The organism is Asanoa ishikariensis, assembly GCF_900107455.1.
Classification (GTDB): Bacteria; Actinomycetota; Actinomycetes; order Mycobacteriales; family Micromonosporaceae; genus Asanoa; species Asanoa ishikariensis.
Map to the genome: position 1 here is coordinate 704,886 of NZ_FNQB01000004.1, position 17,010 is coordinate 721,895.

Here is a 17,010-nt window from a genome sequence, read left to right on the forward strand (position 1 = left end):
GGTTCAGTACACCTGTAGCCCGCGTGCGTTGAGCACTTCCTGGACCGGCTGGTGATAACCGCGCTTGTCGCTCACGCTCGAGTTGCACGGTGAGTCGCCGGTGTTGCTGCCCGAGTGGATGCCGATCGCGATCGTTCCGTTGTAGACCGGGCCGCCGCTGTCGCCGCCCTTGCCGCACAGACTCGTCTTGATCATGCCGTACAGCGTCTCGCCGCTGCTGTAGGTGACCGTCGTGCTGGTCAGCAGCACCTGGCCGACGAGGTCGTTGCTGGTCGCTCCGGCGCGGGAGACCGACTCGCCGTCGATCGGCCAGCTCGACGCGGTGATCTGCCGGGTGTTGTCGTTGACCGTGCCGTAGGCCGTGACGTCGCTCTCGGTGTAGTCGATGTCCGCGTAGTCGTTGCCCGGCCAGCTCACCGCCACCCGGTGGCCGAGGTACTCGCCGCTGGCGGTGTCGTACCACTGCTGGGTGCCGGTGGCGCAGTGGCCGGCGGTGAGGAAGTGCTTGTTGCCGCCGGGCGTCTGCACGTTGAAGCCGATCGAGCAGTACAGGCTCGAGTGCACGTTGCGGATCGAGTCCCCGCCCGCGGTGTAGATCTCGTCCTTCTTGATCACACCGGACACCCGGTCGATGCGGACCGCGCTGCCGTACCTGCTCGCCGCCGCCTTGAGCTTCATGGTGTTGGCCGCGCTGACGGTGCTGTCGAGCTCGATGGACACCCGGTTCGTGGACGGGTCCACGCCCCACGAGGTCCCAGGGATCCCGGCGAGCTTGTCGAGGGCGGTGTGGATCGACGCGAGCTCGGCGGTGCTGTGTGTGACCAGTCGGGCCACGCCGCCCGCGGCCTCGACCTGCTGGACGCCGGCCGAGTCGGTGACGGCGACCACCATCTTGCCGCTGTCGTCGATGTAGACGCCGCCGGTGCGCTCGGCGCCCAGGATGGTGGCCAACGCCTGTGCGCGGGCGACGCTGAGGCTGCCCGCCACCCGTGGGTCGGCCATGATGGACGGTGCCGCCGGGGCCGCCTGGGGTACGACCAGGAGGCCACCGAGCAGGCCGAGCGCGGCCGCGGCACGGAGGCGGCGCTTCGGGACGGTGGTGGGATCGGGTGCGCTCACGTTCACTCCAGGGGTCGAGGAGACATCGATCGGCCGGAGGCTATTGAGCGGCACTTCGAAAACGCTTCGGAAGCTCCTCGGGATGGTGCAACCGGTACGGTGCGGTGGACGTCGAAACCAGGGTGGCGATGAAGAGGCGTGGTTTCTGGGTGTGGGGCGCTGCGGCGGTCGCCGTGGTGCTGCTCGTCGGTGTGGTCTGGTGGGTGCGGGCCGGCTCGGGTCCGGGCGAGCGGCTCACCGACGCCGGGCGTGAGCTCAGCAAGGACGGTGTCAGCGTCGTGGTGCCGGCGGCCTGGCCGAAGAACCGGCTGGAGTGCGGCACTCCGGTGGCCGACACCTACGTGCTCGATCCCGGCAAGGTGCCGACCTGCGCGCTGAGTCCCGAGCCGAAAGTCAGCTACGTGGCACTGCGTGAGTCGGACCTGTCCGCGGACCCCGCGAACGCGGCGGCCACGACGGCGGCCGAGATCGGTGGCGTGCCCGTGCGCACCGGTGAGGGCACTCTGCCGGACGGCCGCGCCCGATGGCTGGCGGTGGTTCCGGATCGCGACATCGTGGTCGAGGTCGTCTCGGCCGACCCGGCCCTGGTCGCGTCGATCTCCGAGTCGGTGCGGATCGACTAGCCCGGCGGAGCGCGGGGCTCCGCCGGGCCGGTCCTGTGTGGAGGGAAACGTCAGCCGACGGTGATGGTGAACCCGGTGTGGCCGACGATCTGGGTCATGTCGGCGAAGTAGAGCCGCCAGAAACACGTGGTCGCGATGCCGGTGCAGGTGGTCGTCTTGCTGGGGTCCGCGGCGGACTGCACGCCGAGGGCGATGACCCGGTTCGGGTCGCTGTGCAGGCGGAAGACGGGCCCGCCGCTGTCGCCCTTGCCGACCGCGTTGGCCTGGTCGTCGCGCTGTGCCTCGACGCCGTTGGTGACGATGGTGCCGGCATCGAGGGCGTACGTGACCCACTTGAGCGTGATCCGGATGCTGCAGCGGACTCCGGAGTAGCTCCCGGACTGGCAGATGTACTGACCGACCTCGGGCGGCGCCCAGCCGGCGACCCCCTTGGAGAACTCGCCGATTCCCTGGCCGGTCGGGTCGACCCCACCGTCGTAGATCCGGCCGCGGTGGTCGGACACGGGGATGAACAGCGCCTCTAGGTCGGCCTTCTTGTAGTTGGCGGTGCCGACGGAGATCTTCGGGAAGTAGGTGCCGCTCGGTGTGGTGAACGCGTTGCCGGTCGAGCCACAGTGCCCGGCGGTGAGCAGCACGTTCTGGTTGTTGCGCCGGCCCGCGAACGCGGTTGTGCAGCGCGAGACGGTGTTGGCGTTGACGGGTCGTTCGATGGTCGAGCCACCCCAGAACGGGACGGTGTCGGCCCATCGGCCGGTCGGCGTCGGCGCGTCGCCGACCTCCACGGACGTCGGAACCGCGGTCATCGTGCGCGCCGCCGTCATCGTGGCCGTCGACGTGACCCGGACCCGCAGGCCGCTGCCGTCGGCGAGCGGTGCGGCCAGGACGACTCCGGACGCGTTGCCCGTGGTGACGAGTCGCGTGGCCTCGGCCTTGAGCTCGCGCAGCGCGTACGCCGCGGGAATGACCTTGACCGGGACGCTCTGTCGCAGCCGCTTGACGACGGTGCCCACCGCGGCGGGCGGCGTGCCCTTCCAGTAGAGGCGAAGCTCGGTCGAGCCGACGAGCTCGATCCCGGCGAAGTTGGACCGGTCTTCGTCGACCACCGCACGGAGCGCCGTGGCGGCATCGACCAACGGCCGTTGACGGACCTGAAGCTCGTCGACGGCGCCACTGCCGGGCCCGGGCTTGGGCGCGGCCGAAGCCGGCCCGGTGACGCTGACCAGCGTCACGATCGCCACGGTCGTAGTGACCAGCGCGCTGCGTACGGCGCGCGACACGGACGTGGAACTCACTGCCAAGACGGCCCCCAACCACTCATTGAGCGTGAATTCATGAGTGGAAGAGTATCGATGTCGGAGAGCGCTCCACGTACCCGAGACCTGATTAGTTCGTATTGACCGATCTTCGGGCCGAGCGTGCTTCTTAGTACGCGACGGAACGGGTGCCGAGGCGTTCCTCGAGGTCGCCCGGTTGTTGCAGGCCGGCGGCGAAGGCGTGCTCCGCCCAGGTCTGGTATCGCGGACCACCGATGCGGCCGGCGAAGGCGGCGGACTGGGGTGGGAACTCGGCGTCGTCGGGCAGGGTGATGGCGTCGACCCAGCCCTTGAGCTCGGCCAGCACCTCACGGTCGAACGTCGCCACGCGGCTGGCGAAAGCGGTGACGAAGCCGTCGAGGTCCGCGTCGGGGACGGCGCGGTTGACGTAGCCGTAGCGTTCGGCCAAATCGCCGTCGAAGTCCTCGGCGCCGGCGAGGATCTCCAGGGCGCGGCCGCGACCGACGAGCCGCGGCAGGCGCGCCGGCGCTCCGCCGCCCGGTGGGACGCTGCCCGCGCCCATTTCGAACTGGCCGATCAGGGTGCGTTCCCGGCTGGCGAAACGGATGTCGGTCGCCAGCAGGAACTCGCTGCCGGCCCCGCGCGCCCGGCCCCGGATCTTGCTGATCGTCAGTACGGGCAGCCTGCTCACGCGCACGCAGATGTCGACGAAGGGCTGCTGTCCGGTCGGTGCCGGCGGCTGGTTCGCCAGGGCGGACAGGTCATCGGCCAGGTCCCAGTGCGCGATGAAGTAGTCCGGAATCGCGCTCTCGAACACGATCACGGCCAGGTCCGGGTCGTTCTCGGCGGCATCGAGCAGCGCGCGCATCTCGATGATCATTTGTGCGCCGAAGACGTTGACCGGTGGGTTGTCGAACGAGGCGCGCCAGAACGATTGCGACTCCTTCGTGATGTCGATCTGTGCCATACGGATCACCCCTCGGGCTGGACGGGCGGGACGACCACCTCGATCAGTCCTGTGTGGACGTCGTAGACGAGGCCGGACACTGCGATCCCGGGCGGAAGGGCCTGCTTCATGAGGTCGACGTCGAGCCTGACCGAGGTGTACGGGTCGAGGACCGCCTTCGCGGGCAGCTCGGCGGCCGGGATCTCGAAGTACTCGGCCAGCAGATCCGGGAAGGCGGCCAGATCCGTTATCCCGCAGTCGGTGTGGTGGAGCACCACCAGGTGCCCGCCGGCCCGGGGGAGCCCGGCGCCGCGTGCCTGGGCCACCTTCGCCAGCATCGCCCACGAACGCAGTGCCTCGGGTGTGACGCGGCCGCCGACGTTGCGCATGACCACGGCCTCGGTGTTGTGGAGACCGAGGACGTGGGCGGGGTCGACCCGCGGGTCGACGCAACCGATGAGGCGCAGCGCGCCGGCGGACCGGAGTGGGACGTCGGCGAACGCTTCGCCTGCGGCGAACGCGGCGTTCCGCCGGACCAGTTCGTCAGTGTCGATCACAACAGACTCCTGATCGTCCAGGGTGTCGTTCTCGATCGTAACGAGGTCGGCACAAACAGAATGAGTGCTCTTTTTAGTGGCCGTAATCACACCTGGTCAGCACGCGTGCGCGAGGGATACTGGTGCGGGCGTTAGGCATGACGAAGGGGCCAATGATGCGGGTGCTGATGGTCGCACCACCGGGTGCCGGCAAAGGAACGCAGGGCGCGGTCATCGCCACGCATTTCGGCATACCGCACATCGCCACCGGCGATCTGCTGCGGGACCACGTGGCGCGCCGGACACCGCTGGGCCAGGCGGTCCAGGCACACCTCGACCAGGGCGAGCTCGTGCCGGACGAGATCGTGCTGGACATGGTCCGTGAGGCACTGGCCGACGCGGCCGCGACCGGTGGCGGGTACGTGCTCGACGGCGTGCCCCGCACCATGGCGCAGGCGCGGGCCACGTACCAGATCGGCCTGGAGCTCGGCATGACCGCGGACGTGGCCCTGCACCTCAAGGCCGACGACCGGGAGCTCGAACGGCGGCTGTTGGCGCGCGCCGCCCTCGAAGGCCGGTCCGACGACACCGAGGAGACCATCCGCCGCCGGCTGCGGGTCTACCACGAGCTGACCCACCCCATCGTGGCCTGGTACGGCGACCGCGGCATCTTCGTCACCGTCGACGCCATGCGCCCGGCGGACCAGGTCGGCCGCGAGATCCTCGCCGCGCTGGAGGTCATGCGGTCCTTCGTGCACCGTTCGCCCGACCAGCCCAGGCGCGCCGTCGACCTCAGCGGCCTCGGCGCGGCCTTCGGCGAGCTTCCCGCCCCGACTCCCTAGGAGGCGCAGCGCTCGCGCAGGATCGGTGCCCCGGGGCCGGTCAGCTCATCGGCGTAGACCGCGCGGCCGGCCATGGCCATCGTCAGTGCGAGCGTCGTCCCGCTCACCACCTGGCCGGTGCCGGTCGCGAACGGCCCGTCCGTCGCTTCCAGGCGCAGGCCCTTGGCCATCGTCTTGCCGGAGACCGTGAAGTCGCGACTGGCGAAGAACCGCGCGACCTCGGTGACGGTCGCCACCGGCGGCGTGTACGACAGCCCGAGCGGCCGGCGGATGTCCTCGCCGTGGACGACGACCTCACCCAGCCAGGCGGCGGTGTCCCGGGTCGGCGCCGTGGTGCTGGTGCTCACCTGGCGGAACAGCTCCAGGGTCTCCGCGGGCGTCGCGCCGCGATGCTCGGCCATCCGGCGCTGGTTGTGCAGGTCGGCGTTGAACCGGGCACCCACGATGCTGACCAGCCAGCGCGCCATGTTGATGCGCGCGCCCGCGGTCAGGTGGGCGACGACCTCTTCGACCACCCAGTCGCCGCAGAGGGTCGGGTGGGCCCACTGCTTGTCGTCGAGGCCGGCGAGGTCCGCAGCGAGAGCGGCGCGCTCCGCGTGGACGGCGGGCCAGAGCGTGCCAGCCATGGAGTCCTCCAGCCGGTGGTCACGAGGGCCACGCCGAGGCTTCGGCCGCGCCGTGCCCGATCGTGTCACACCCGGGCGGCGGCCCAGGTCCCGAAATCAGCGCTTGCGGTCGTCGGGTGCGTCCTTCTTGCGGGTCCGGCGTGGCTGCTCTAGGTCCTCGTCGTCCTTGAGGTGGTTGAGGTCCTTGAGGATGGGCTTGAGCAGGATGTCGTCCGTTTTCGAGGTCTTCTCGTAGCTTTCCTCGGGTTCACTCATGGTGTTGCACCTACCCGCGAAATGTCCCTCCTCACGCGGGCAGGCTCTCGCCGATCTCCCGGCGATGGTGACGGCCGACGGGGGCGGGCTCGTCGGCGTCGTCCAGGTGGAGGTCGAACGGCGTGCGCCTCTTGTGCCGGCGGCCGGCGAGGTAATAGGCAACCAGACCCAGGACCGCCCATGCCACGAGTACGACGATGGGTCGCGCGATGGCGGCGCCGTCGAAGAACGAGACGTTGCGGAGCAGGGTGCCGGTCGCGCCGGGCGGCAGGAACTGGCCGAGTGTGCCCCAGGGGTGGGGCAGCATCTCCGGCGCGCTGGCCTGGCCGGACAGCGGGTTGCCCAGCAGGATCAGGGTCAGTGCGGCGATGGCGATGCCGCCACCGCGCAGCAGCCGCTCGAAGCCCAGGACGAAGTAGCACGTGGCGGCCAGACCCAGCGCGGCCGCGGCGGAGGTCGCCCAGTAGTTGGTGTCGAAGGTGCCGATGGCGAAGAGCGTTCCGCTGAGTACGAACCCGCCGGCGACGCCGAACGCGGCGGCCGCGATGAGGCGTTGCCAGGCACCGACGACCAGGGCGATGATCCCCATCGCGGCCAGCCAGCCACCGAGGGCGATCGGCAGCGCCCCGGCCGCCAGCCCGAGCCCCTTGGGGTCGTCGGTGGTCAGCGGTCGGAGGTCGTGCACGGTCACGGGGAGCTTCATCGCCGCGCCGAGTTGTTGGGCCACCTGGGTGAGGGAGGTGGCGACGGCGGAACTGGCGGCCGAGGCGGTGTCCAGGGTCAGGCCGTCGTCGTCGACGATGAACGCGCCGTACACGTCGCGGTCGAGGATCTTGCGCTCGGACGCTTCCGCGGAGCCGACCAGGCTGACGTCGAACGCGCCGGGAGCGGCCCGGTCGAGCGTCGCCTTGAGCCGCACCGCGGCCGGGCCGGTGCCGGTGGCGGCGACCGGCACGTCTTTGACCGCCGTGTTGACGCCCGGTAAGGCGAAGGCCGTCAACAGGATGACCATGACTATCAGCAGGCCACCGACGGTCACCGCCATCTTCCGGGCCGTGCTGTGCTCGGTCGGTCCCGGGCCTCCTGGAGCGAACAACGCCATGCTTCGACTACCTCCACGCTTAGATACGGATCGTATCTAAGCCGACCCGGGAGTGCCTCGCAAGCTGCGGGAAGTGAGTAACGGCACGGCGATCTCGTCGACGATGATGTCGAGCGTTTCCTCCGTCAATGCGCCGACGATGACGACCTCGTGGCGGACGAGATTCAGGGCGAGCGTGATCACCCGCGGTGGCAAGGGGGAGTCGCCGAGCTCGCCGCGCGCCCGCGCGCGGTCCAGCAGCGGTTCGATGATGTCGGCGCCCCGGGCGAACAGCAGGTCGCGCAGCGACTCGCCGGCGGAGCGGTCGAGCTCGGCCAGGAGACTCAGCAGCGTCTGCCGTCCGGCGCGCTCCATCATGGACTGTGCGGTGCGCAGGAACGCCTTGAGGTCCCCGGAAAGGCTGCCGGTGTCCGGCGGCAGCGTCAGGCCGGGGCTGGCCTCGAGCGACGCGTCCAGGACCATGGCCGCCTTGGTGGGCCAGCGCCGGTAGAGGACGGGTTTGCTGGTGCCCGCCCGGGCCGCCACGCCGTCATAGGTGGTGCCGGCGTAGCCGTGCTCGGCTACCTCGGCGAGGACCGCCTTGTGAATGGCGCTCACAAGCTCTTCGCCGCGTCTGCGTCTCGGGGTCATTCCGGCCTCTAGGGAACGTTTCGTATCTTGCCTGGCCGAGCGTATCAGCGGCACTACGCTTGTAGTCGATCGCACTACGGACGTAGTCTGACGGGGTGAGCCGTCGCACCGAGGTCCTCGACGCCGCAATCGCCCTGCTCGGCACCGGCGGGGTCCGCGCCGTCACCCACCGCGCGGTCGACGCCGGGGCCGGCCTGCCCGCCGGCGCCACGTCCAACCTGTTCCGCACCCGCGACGCCCTGCTCGGCGCGGTGGTCGAGCGGTTCGCCGAGCGGGAGAAGGCCGCCTGGGACGACCTCGCGGCGCGGGACACACCGGGGTCACCGGCCGAGCTCGCCGCGGTGATGGCCACCGTGGCCCTTGCCGCCGTCGGTCCACACCGGACGCTCACGCTTGCCCGCTACGTCATCCTGGTCGAGGCCGCGCACCACCCGGCGTTGCGCGCGCCGCTGCTGGCGGCCGGCAGGCGGGTCGACGCCTGGTTCACCACGTGGCTGCGGGTGGCCGGGTCGACCGACGCCGAGCGGGACGCGCCGATCCTGATGAACGCGTACAGCGGCCTGATCCTGCACGAACTGGCCAACCCCGACCCGTACTTCGACCCTGCCGGACGGCTGACACCGCTCGTGGAGGCGTTGCTGGGAGGCACCGATGGACCGTGACGAACTGTGGCGCGTCGTGGACGACCAGCGTCGCGCGCTGACGGACCAACTCGAAGAGCTGTCCGACGCGGAATGGCGGGAGCCGTCGCTGTGTACTGAGTGGACGGTGCGGGACGTCGCCGCGCACCTCACGCAGCAGCACATGACGCTCGGTGCCGCGCTTGTCGGGGTGGTCCGTGCCCGGGGCAACGTCGCCCGGGCGAACCGGCTGGCCATCGACGCCAAGGCGGCCGAGCCGACCGCCGCGCTGATCGCGGAGATACGTGGCCACATCGGCTCGCGCCGGCACGTGCCGGTCATGACCGACAACGAGGCCCTCATCGATGTCGTGGTGCACAGTCAGGACATCATGACTCCGCTGGGTCGCCGGCACGACGTGCCGGCGCACGCGGCCGCCGCGGCAGCCGCCCGGATCTGGTCACGCCCGTGGTTGTTCCGGGCCATGAAAGGCCTGCGGGGGCTCGAGTTCGCCGCCACCGACACCGCGTTCCGCGCCGGTTCCGGGCCGGTGGTCGAGGGTCCCGCCATCGACATCCTGCTGCTGATGACCGGGCGACGGGCGGGGCTGCGGGGGCTCACCGGTGCGGGTGCGGATGCCCTGCGCGCCCGCATCCCCGCCGAGTAGCGTCGAAAACGACGGAGGAGGTTGCCATGGAGCGCAGAACCTTCGACAAGCCCGACGAGAAGCGGATGTTCGAGGGCAACGGTTTCGCCGAGCTCGTCTCGATTGCCGGGCGGCCGGTCAGCCGGGGCACGTTCGAGCCCGGTTGGCGCTGGACGACCAACCTGGGGCCGATCGCCGGCACACCAACGTGCCAGACCTCGCACCTCGGCTACGTCCTGTCCGGCCGGATGCGGATCATGACGGACGCCGGTCAGACGCTGGAGTTCGGCCCGGGCGACCTGCTGGCCGTCGAGCCGGGCCACGACGCCGAGGTGATCGGCGACGAGGCCTGTGTGATGGTCGACTTCGGCGAGATCGGCGACTACGCCAAACGCGGCTAGGAGTGTGTGGCGCGCCAGTCGGCCAGGCGCGTGTCGGCGATCCGGGCACCAGGGCCGGGCACGAGCGAGTTCTGAGCCAGCACGGCACCGAAGTAGTCGGCGGTCGGGTCGGCCAGCACCTCGCGCGGGTCGTCGGCGGGAAGGTTCGACCGGATCACCTCGTCGAACCGGGCCTGTTCGGGGCCGGCCACCTCGACGACGCCGTTGACCGGCTTGCCCAATGCCACCTCGGCCACCGTGCGGGCCGTGTCGTCGCCGGCGATCGGCCGGAACGCGACCGGTGCCAGGTGCACGGTGGCGCCGTCGGTCGCGGCGTCGGTCATGGCGTTCAGGAACTCGAAGAACTGGGTGGACCGCACCACCGTGTACGGCACGTCCGACTCGCTGATCATCCGCTCCTGCGCGACCTTGGCCCGCATGTATCCACTGTCGAGCATCCGGTCGGCGCCGACGACCGACAGCGCCACGTGGTGACGTACCCCCGCTGCTGTCTCGGCACTGCGCAGGTTGCCCATGGAGGTCTCGAAGAACTCCAGCGCCGCGTCTGCGTCGAACGACCGCGAGTTCGACACGTCGACCACCACCGTCGCGCCGTCCAGCGCCTCGGCCAGGCCCTCGCCGGTCAGTGTGTTCACCCCGGTGTTCGGTGCCGCGGCGACCACCTCGTGGCCCTGCTCCCGCAGCAGTGTCACCACTTTGGAACCGATCATCCCGGTCCCGCCGATGACGTCGATCTTCATCCGGACCACCCCCGTTCGGAATCTCCATCGTAGCGAGGAGTTACCCGGACGGTGGATGTGCTGTGACCGCGCGTGATCGCGGTGGATACTGCTGTTGTGGTTGGTACCCGAGGTGAGCAGGGTGGAGAGCTCGACAGGCAGTTCTCCGCGATGTTGGTGAAGAGCCCGGCCAAGGGCGGACACACCTATGTGGTCTGGCCGGAGTCGGTGGGCTTCTTCGGCACACGGGGTCTGGTGAAGGTGCGCGGCACCATCGACGGGCACCCGTTCCAGAGCTCGTTCATGGCGATGGGCGACGGCCGGCACAAACTCCCGGTCAAGGCCGAGGTCCGCAAAGCGATCGGCAAGGAGGCCGGCGCCACGGTCACGGTCGTCCTCGCGGAGCGCCTTACCTGACGCGCGCCGCACGTATGAAGATCGGAAATGGTTTACCGTTTCGTCATGCGGGTGGGCTGGCGGGACGTGGTGGCTGTCGGATGTGCGGTCGGTGCGGCGGTTTTCTGGGGAATTGACCTGGCGTTCTGGCAGCCGTTGACCGAACGGTCCGGCGAGCTGGTGCTGTTCTCGTACGCGGAGAACAACACGTACTGGGCTCGCGATCTGCGGTTCTGCGCGGTCGTCGCGATCGTGCTGGCGGTGCTGCTCGCCGGGCGCGGAGGCCGGCTGGCGCGCTGGGCCGCCTTGGCGGTCGGCGCGGCCTGGATCGGCGCCGATCTGCTCCTCAACCGGTCCGATGTCCGGGGTGACGTGGCCGCGGTGGTGCTGTCCGTGGCCGCGGCGGCCGCGGCGCTGGCGGCGATTCTCGTCGTGCGCCGCCGGACCCGTGGCGACGAGCCGGACCACCGGCCCCTCGTGCTGGGTGCGGCGGTCAGCGCCGCGCTGGCCCCGCTGGTCGCCGGCATCGAGTCGCCGACCGACACAGAGGCGGCGCTGACGCCGGCCGCTGTGACGCTCGGTGCGCTGCTCACGGTGCTGACGCTGGGCCTCGCGCTGGCCGCGGCCCCGGACCTGGAGACCATGCACCGGGTCACGACAGGTGTGGTCGCGGTCGCGGCTGCCGGCGGGCTGACCCTGGCCCGGGTGCTGGAGCCCGGCAGCCAGCTCGGATCGATGATGCTGCTCGGCACCGTGCAACTGACCGGAGTGGCCCTGCTGACCGGTGCGGTGCCGCGCGGTGCGCTGGCGTGGCTGAAGCAGTTGCCCAAGCTGCTGGTCCCGCTGGTGCTCTATCCCGCCCTGGTGCTGTTCATCGTGTTGATCACCGCCTACCTGGTGCCGGTGCCGTCGTGGTTCACCGCCCTCGGCGGCAACGTCCCCGTCAATGCCGCCGACTCCGACACGCTGTACGCCTTGACGGGCGTCGTGACCGGGCTCCTGATCGGCTGGCTGTTTCTGATCATGGAGCGCGCGCTGGTCGTACGCCAGGCGGTCGACGCTCCTCGAACGGTCGCGGCCGTCGCCCATTCGTGACCAGTGCCACTACGCGCAGTCAGAACCACACCGCGCCTTTCTTGACTCAATCCAGAAAAGTGTCCAGACTTTCCCCGGCACCTTTTTGATCTCGAGGAGAGCAACGTGGCACGTGATAACCAGGCCCAGGCGAGGTCGAACCGCGACTGGTGGCCGAACCTGCTGGACCTGACCGTCCTCCACCAGAACCCGCCGGCGGGTCACCCGATGGGCGGGAGCTTCGACTACGCCGCCGCGTTCAAGACCGTCGACCTCGCCGCGCTCAAGACCGACATCAACGAGGTCATGACGACGTCGCAGGACTGGTGGCCGGCGGACTACGGGCACTACGGCCCGCTGTTCATCCGGATGGCCTGGCACAGCGCCGGCACCTACCGGGTCAGCGACGGCCGCGGCGGTGCCGGTTCCGGCGAGCAGCGTTTCGCGCCGCTGAACAGCTGGCCCGACAACGGCAACCTGGACAAGGCGCGGCGGCTGCTGTGGCCAGTCAAGAAGAAGTACGGCAAGTCGGTCTCCTGGGCCGACCTGATGGTGCTGGCCGGCAACTGCGCACTCGAGTCCATGGGCTTCAAGACGTTCGGCTTCGCCGGCGGTCGCGAGGACGTCTGGGAGCCGGAGCAGATCAACTGGGGTACGGAGGACACCTGGCTCGGTGACGCCCGCTACAGCGGCAACCGCCAGCTCTCCAACCCCCTCGCCGCGGTCCAGATGGGCCTGATCTACGTCAACCCCGAGGGCCCGAACGGCAACCCGGACGCGCTCGCGGCCGCCCGCGACATCCGCGACACCTTCAGCCGGATGGCGATGAACGACGAGGAGACCGTCGCCCTCATCGCCGGCGGACACACCTTCGGCAAGGCGCACGGCGCCGGCCCCGCGCACAAGGTCGGCATCGAGCCCGAGGGCGCGGCGATCGAGCAGCAGGGCCTCGGGTGGAAGAACGCCCACGGCACCGGTCACGGCGCCGACGCCATCACCAGCGGCCTCGAGGGCGCCTGGACGGCCACGCCGACCACCTGGGACAACACCTTCTTCGAGACGCTGTTCAGCTTCGAGTGGCAGCTCACCGAGAGCCCCGCCGGCGCCAAGCAGTGGGAGCCCACCGACCCGGCCGCCGGCGACCTCGTCCCCGACGCGCACGACCCGGCCAAGCGCCACGCGCCGATGATGCTGACCACCGACCTCGCGTTGCGCGTCGACCCGATCTACGAGGAGATCTCGCGGCGGTTCTACGAGAACCCGCAGGAGTTCGCGGACGCGTTCGCCAAGGCGTGGTTCAAGCTGACCCACCGCGACATGGGCCCGATCCAGCTCTACCTGGGCGCCGAGGTGCCCGCCGAGCCGCAGCTCTGGCAGGACCGGGTGCCGGCCCTCGACCACGAGCTGGTCTCCGCGGCTGACATCGCGGCGCTGAAGGAGGCCGTCCTCGCCTCCGACCTGACGGTCGCCGAGCTCGTCGGCACCGCCTGGGCCTCGGCGTCGACGTTCCGCGCGACCGACAAGCGCGGTGGCGCCAACGGCGGCCGCATCCGGCTCGCGCCGCAGCGCGAGTGGGAGGTCAACGACCCCGCCCAGCTCGCCCGGGTGCTCGGCACGCTGGAAGGCATCGCGCGGGAGTTCAACGCCGCGCAGACCGGCGGCAAGCGGATCTCGATCGCCGACCTGGTCGTGCTCGCGGGTGGCGCCGGCGTCGAGCGGGCCGCACGGGCCGCCGGCCAGGAGGTCGTGGTGCCGTTCACGCCGGGTCGCACGGACGCCACCCAGGAGCAGACCGACATCGAGTCGTTCGCCGTCCTGGAGCCGACCGCTGACGGTTTCCGCAGCTACCTCGGCAAGGGCCAGCAGCGGCCGACCGAGCAGTTGCTGGTCGACCGGGCGCAGCTGCTCTCGCTGACCGCGCCCGAGCTGACCGTGCTGGTGGGCGGCCTGCGGGTGCTGGGCGCCAACGCCGGGCAGTCGACGCACGGTGTGCTCACCGACCGTCCGGGCGCGCTGACCAACGACTTCTTCGTCAACCTGGTCGACTTCGGCGGCACGACGTGGACGCCGTCGGAGGACGAGGAGACGTTCGAGGGCCGCGACACGGTCACCGACGCACCGAAGTGGACGGCCACCCGGGCCGACCTGATCTTCGGCTCCAACTCGGTGCTGCGCGCGCTGGCCGAGGTCTACGCGTGCGACGACGCGGAGGAGAAGTTCGTGTCCGACTTCGTCGCCGCCTGGGTCAAGGTCATGAACCTGGACCGGTACGACGTCGCCTGACGTTCTTCGCGAAAGAGGCGCCGTGCGAGCTCGCACGGCGCCTCTCTCATAGGTGTGGGCTCGGTCGGTGCCGAGCGCCGCGAAGGTTGGGCGTCAGCCCTCGCGGTCCGCGGCCCGGCCCAGGGCTATCAACCGGACCGACTGGTCGCGCCACTGTGCCAGGGCGATGCCGAGGGCGAGTGTGGCCAGCGGCACGACGACGAGCAGGGTCCATTGGATCGGAACCAGGTAGATCGGGTGCCCGATCCAACTGTTGGAATAGGCCCAACCGCTCAGGGTCAGTTTGACCGTCGCCACGAGGGTGACGACCGGGGCCGCGAGCACGACCAGTCGCCAGCGAACCGTCGCCGGCAGCGTCAGTGCCGCGAGGCCCGCCGTCAGGACCGCCAGGGCGAGGATGGCCAACAATGTCGTCAGCACCGCGTCGGACGAGTGTTCCATGCCCCAGGCGACATAGACTTGTGTGGACTGGAGGTCGTACCACGTGTTCCTCTGCTGCCAGTGGTTGTAGACCGGGATGGCCTGCAGCACGGTCAGGGCCCCTGCGAAGGCCGCGAGCCGGGGCAACCGCAACACCGTCAGTGCGTGCCGGTGGGGAGCCGGCAGGACGAGCGCGCCGGCGGCGACCGCGCCGAGCGCTACCGGCCAGAACAGGTTGACCGCACCGACAGGGTCCGTCTCGTAGGAACGGGCTACCAGCACCGCCTCGTAGACGACGGCGGCCCAGGCCAGCGCGGCGGCCGGAAGTCGCCGGCCGACGACGATCGCCAGCACGACCGCTGCCCAGCCCGCGGCGCGAATCCAGAGATGAGCGTTGTCGAAGCCGAACGGGTCGAGCAGCCGGGCGATCCGTTGGGACAGCAGCACCAGCGCGGCGAGCAGGCCGAACACCGCCGCGGCGTCCTGCCAGGCCGGTGCGGTCAGGGCGGACGAGGCCGCTCCGGCGCGGTAGCGCAACCCCGACGCGACGAGGTTGGCGGTCTCGCCGAGGGTCGGCCGGCGCTGGCCGGGCCGGGCGCCGGCGACCAGCACCGCGAGCATCTCCTCCTCGTAGACGCGGCGGTGGGACCACGGGTACCACACCAGCAGCCGCCGGTAGCGCTGCTCCAGGCTCATGCCAGCCCTTCCTTCGGCAGCAGGCCGCTGCGGCGCAGCCGGGTGGCGGCCGCGGTGGCGTTGCGCCGCATCCGGGTGGTCTCCTCGGCCAGCGCCTGGGCGCCCACACCGGTCAGCCGGTAGTAGCGGCGCAGCCGGGACTGGACGACCTCTTCGTGGTCGACCTCGATGAGTCCGTCGACGCGCAACCGGTCGAGCACGCCGTAGAGCGTGCCGGCGCGCAGCCGCACGCGGCCGTCGGAGATGCGCAGCACGTCCTCGACCACGCCGTAGCCGTGCTGTGGTGTCGCGGCCAGCGCGGTGAGGACGAGGAACGTCGGTTCCGTCATCATGCCCGAGAGCATATATCGGCTCGCGGTATATATCGAGGGTTAGCTCGCGGGGTCGTGCCAGCCGCCGTGGCTGGCGGTCAGGGCGCTCGCCTGGTCCGGGCCCCAGGTGCCGGGCGCGTAGGGGAGTGGTGCCGACGACTCGTCGATGATCGGCTCGACGACCGCCCACGCCGCTTCCACGCCCTGCTCGGTGGTGAACAGCGACGCGTCGCCCATCAGGGCGTCGCCCAGCAGCCGCTCGTACGGCGGCAGGTCCGCCGACGCCGGCCGGTCCATCGCGGCGAGCTCGACGGCGGTGCCGCGCATGGCCTCGCCCTGGGCCTTGACCATGACGCCGAGGCAGATCGCGCCGTCCGGGCCGAGCTTGAACCGCACGTAGTTCGGCGGCTGGTCACGGTCGGTCGAGGCCAACGCCGCCGGTGGCCGGCGCAGCCGGACCACGACCTCAGTCGCCGTGACCGGCAGCTCCTTGCCCGCCCGGATGAAGAACGGCACTCCGGCCCACCGCCACGTGTCGACGTGGGCGCGCAGCGCGACGAAGGTCTCCACAGTGGAGTCGGGTGCCACGCCGTCTACGGACAGGTAACCGGAGAACTGGCCGCGGACCACGTCGTTGTGGCGCAGCGGCGGCATCGCCCGGAGCACCTTGGTCTTCTCGACCCGGATGTCCTGGTGGCCGTACCCGCCGGGTGGCTCCATCGCCACCAGGCTCAGCACCTGGAGGAGGTGGTTCTGCACGACGTCGCGGACCACACCGGTCTTGTCGTAGAAGGCGCCCCGGTCGCTGACGCCGAACGTCTCCGCCATCGTGATCTGCACGGAGTCCACGTAGAAGCGGTTCCAGAACGGCTCGAGCAGGGCGTTGGCGAAGCGGAAGTAGAGCAGTCCCAGGACGGCGTCCTTGCCGAGGAAGTGGTCGATCCGGTAGATCGCGTCCTCGGGGAAGATCCCGCTCAGGAGCGTGTTCAGCTCGCGCGCCTCGGCCAGGTCGCGACCGAACGGCTTCTCCACGACCACCCGGCCGCCGGTCGCGCAGCCGGACTCGTGGAGCGCCGTCGCGACCGTGCCGAACATCGCCGGTGGGATGGCCAGGTAGAACAGGGGCGCCTTGGCGGATCCCAACTCCGTCTTCAGCGCCTGGAACGTGGCAGGGTCGCGATAGTCGCCGTCGACGTACCGGAGCCGGTCGACGAGGCGCCCCAAGGTCGCCTCGTCGGTGACACCCGCGTCCGCGAGGCTGGCGCGGGCACGCTGGGCCAACTGGTCCCGGTTCCAGCCGGCCTTCGCGACCCCGATCACCGGCATGTCCAGCCGGCCCTGGGACGTCAGGCCCGCGAGGGCAGGGAAGATCTGCTTGTACGCGAGGTCGCCGGTGGCGCCGAAGAAGACCAGAGCGTCCGCTGTGCCCACCCGCGCTCCTCCTCGCCCCCCGCCGACCGAGTCACGCTCATTCTCGCCCGCACGGGGGGC

20 protein-coding genes are annotated in these 17,010 nt (G+C 70.5%); 8 read left to right on the forward strand and 12 right to left on the reverse strand.

The window, feature by feature from the left end:
* Window positions 1–3: 3 nt before the first annotated feature.
* Entirely contained in the window at window positions 4–1,119 is a 1,116-nt protein-coding gene (locus BLV39_RS35915) for a S1 family peptidase (protein ID WP_143050032.1), read from the reverse strand.
* A gap of 128 nt (window positions 1,120–1,247) precedes the next feature.
* On the opposite strand from BLV39_RS35915, the gene BLV39_RS35920 reads away from it, so the two are divergent.
* Window positions 1,248–1,742 carry a hypothetical protein gene (locus tag BLV39_RS35920; protein ID WP_143050033.1) on the forward strand — a complete coding sequence of 165 codons (495 nt, stop codon included), beginning with the start codon at window positions 1,248–1,250 and terminating at the stop codon, window positions 1,740–1,742.
* Between the two features lie 50 nt (window positions 1,743–1,792).
* Here BLV39_RS35920 and BLV39_RS35925 read toward each other — a convergent pair whose 3' ends face one another.
* The 3 genes from BLV39_RS35925 to BLV39_RS35935 form a co-directional block, all read right to left on the reverse strand.
* Window positions 1,793–3,034: a trypsin-like serine protease gene (locus tag BLV39_RS35925; RefSeq protein WP_143050034.1), complete on the reverse strand. Its 1,242-nt coding sequence runs from the start codon at window positions 3,032–3,034 to the stop codon at window positions 1,793–1,795.
* A gap of 130 nt (window positions 3,035–3,164) precedes the next feature.
* A complete protein-coding gene (locus BLV39_RS35930) occupies window positions 3,165–3,983 on the reverse strand; it encodes an enoyl-CoA hydratase/isomerase family protein (RefSeq protein ID WP_090802264.1) in 819 nt (272 codons plus the stop codon).
* A 5-nt stretch (window positions 3,984–3,988) separates the two neighbouring features.
* A complete protein-coding gene (locus BLV39_RS35935; RefSeq protein WP_090802266.1) occupies window positions 3,989–4,519 on the reverse strand; it encodes a carbonic anhydrase in 531 nt (176 codons plus the stop codon).
* A gap of 137 nt (window positions 4,520–4,656) precedes the next feature.
* On the opposite strand from BLV39_RS35935, the gene BLV39_RS35940 reads away from it, so the two are divergent.
* Window positions 4,657–5,340, forward strand: a complete 684-nt coding sequence (locus BLV39_RS35940; RefSeq protein ID WP_090802269.1) for an adenylate kinase — start codon at window positions 4,657–4,659, stop codon at window positions 5,338–5,340.
* Here BLV39_RS35940 and BLV39_RS35945 read toward each other — a convergent pair.
* The 4 genes from BLV39_RS35945 to BLV39_RS35955 form a co-directional block, all read right to left on the reverse strand.
* Window positions 5,337–5,966, reverse strand: a complete 630-nt coding sequence (locus BLV39_RS35945; RefSeq protein WP_090802272.1) for a maleylpyruvate isomerase family mycothiol-dependent enzyme — start codon at window positions 5,964–5,966, stop codon at window positions 5,337–5,339. The two genes, BLV39_RS35940 and BLV39_RS35945, sit on opposite strands and share 4 nt — an antisense overlap.
* Before the next feature lie 96 nt (window positions 5,967–6,062).
* Window positions 6,063–6,221: a hypothetical protein gene (locus tag BLV39_RS43340; RefSeq protein ID WP_176985245.1), complete on the reverse strand. Its 159-nt coding sequence runs from the start codon at window positions 6,219–6,221 to the stop codon at window positions 6,063–6,065.
* A 31-nt stretch (window positions 6,222–6,252) separates the two neighbouring features.
* Complete coding sequence (locus BLV39_RS35950) at window positions 6,253–7,323, reverse strand: hypothetical protein (protein WP_090802275.1); 1,071 nt, start codon at window positions 7,321–7,323, stop codon at window positions 6,253–6,255.
* A gap of 36 nt (window positions 7,324–7,359) precedes the next feature.
* Window positions 7,360–7,920, reverse strand: a complete 561-nt coding sequence (locus BLV39_RS35955; RefSeq protein ID WP_204082682.1) for a TetR/AcrR family transcriptional regulator — start codon at window positions 7,918–7,920, stop codon at window positions 7,360–7,362.
* A gap of 128 nt (window positions 7,921–8,048) precedes the next feature.
* Here BLV39_RS35955 and BLV39_RS35960 point away from each other — a divergent pair, with 128 nt between their 5' ends.
* Genes BLV39_RS35960 through BLV39_RS35970 form a run of 3 tightly spaced genes read left to right on the forward strand, consistent with a single transcriptional unit; the run spans window position 8,049 to window position 9,620 of the window.
* Window positions 8,049–8,615, forward strand: coding sequence for a TetR/AcrR family transcriptional regulator (locus tag BLV39_RS35960; protein ID WP_090802281.1), 567 nt, complete (start codon window positions 8,049–8,051; stop codon window positions 8,613–8,615).
* Entirely contained in the window at window positions 8,605–9,240 is a 636-nt protein-coding gene (locus tag BLV39_RS35965; RefSeq protein ID WP_090802284.1) for a maleylpyruvate isomerase family mycothiol-dependent enzyme, read from the forward strand. The genes BLV39_RS35960 and BLV39_RS35965 overlap by 11 nt, the downstream gene beginning before the upstream one ends.
* A 26-nt stretch (window positions 9,241–9,266) precedes the next feature.
* Window positions 9,267–9,620, forward strand: a complete 354-nt coding sequence (locus BLV39_RS35970; protein WP_090802286.1) for a cupin domain-containing protein — start codon at window positions 9,267–9,269, stop codon at window positions 9,618–9,620.
* Here the strand turns inward: BLV39_RS35970 and BLV39_RS35975 are convergent.
* Window positions 9,617–10,360, reverse strand: coding sequence for an SDR family oxidoreductase (locus BLV39_RS35975; protein ID WP_090802289.1), 744 nt, complete (start codon window positions 10,358–10,360; stop codon window positions 9,617–9,619). The two genes, BLV39_RS35970 and BLV39_RS35975, sit on opposite strands and share 4 nt — an antisense overlap.
* 96 nt (window positions 10,361–10,456) lie before the next feature.
* On the opposite strand from BLV39_RS35975, the gene BLV39_RS35980 reads away from it, so the two are divergent.
* From BLV39_RS35980 to katG, 3 genes are all read left to right on the forward strand, one after another.
* Window positions 10,457–10,756: a DUF1905 domain-containing protein gene (locus tag BLV39_RS35980; protein WP_239083513.1), complete on the forward strand. Its 300-nt coding sequence runs from the start codon at window positions 10,457–10,459 to the stop codon at window positions 10,754–10,756.
* Window positions 10,757–10,801: 45 nt separating this feature from the next.
* Window positions 10,802–11,830 carry a hypothetical protein gene (locus BLV39_RS35985; protein ID WP_143050035.1) on the forward strand — a complete coding sequence of 343 codons (1,029 nt, stop codon included), beginning with the start codon at window positions 10,802–10,804 and terminating at the stop codon, window positions 11,828–11,830.
* A gap of 105 nt (window positions 11,831–11,935) precedes the next feature.
* The gene (gene katG, locus BLV39_RS35990; protein ID WP_090802297.1) at window positions 11,936–14,092 is read left to right on the forward strand and encodes a catalase/peroxidase HPI; all 2,157 of its coding nucleotides are present in this window, start codon (window positions 11,936–11,938) and stop codon (window positions 14,090–14,092) included.
* 93 nt (window positions 14,093–14,185) lie between these two features.
* Here the strand turns inward: katG and BLV39_RS35995 are convergent, their stop codons facing one another.
* From BLV39_RS35995 to zwf, 3 genes are read right to left on the reverse strand one after another with little or no spacing between them, the layout of a single operon-like run.
* Window positions 14,186–15,208, reverse strand: a complete 1,023-nt coding sequence (locus BLV39_RS35995; RefSeq protein WP_090802300.1) for a hypothetical protein — start codon at window positions 15,206–15,208, stop codon at window positions 14,186–14,188.
* Window positions 15,205–15,537 (reverse strand): PadR family transcriptional regulator, encoded by a 333-nt coding sequence (locus BLV39_RS36000; RefSeq protein WP_090802887.1) that lies wholly within the window; start codon window positions 15,535–15,537, stop codon window positions 15,205–15,207. The genes BLV39_RS35995 and BLV39_RS36000 overlap by 4 nt, the downstream gene beginning before the upstream one ends.
* A gap of 42 nt (window positions 15,538–15,579) precedes the next feature.
* Window positions 15,580–16,950, reverse strand: a complete 1,371-nt coding sequence (zwf, locus tag BLV39_RS36005; protein ID WP_090802303.1) for a glucose-6-phosphate dehydrogenase — start codon at window positions 16,948–16,950, stop codon at window positions 15,580–15,582.
* Between the last annotated feature and the right edge of the window lie 60 nt (window positions 16,951–17,010).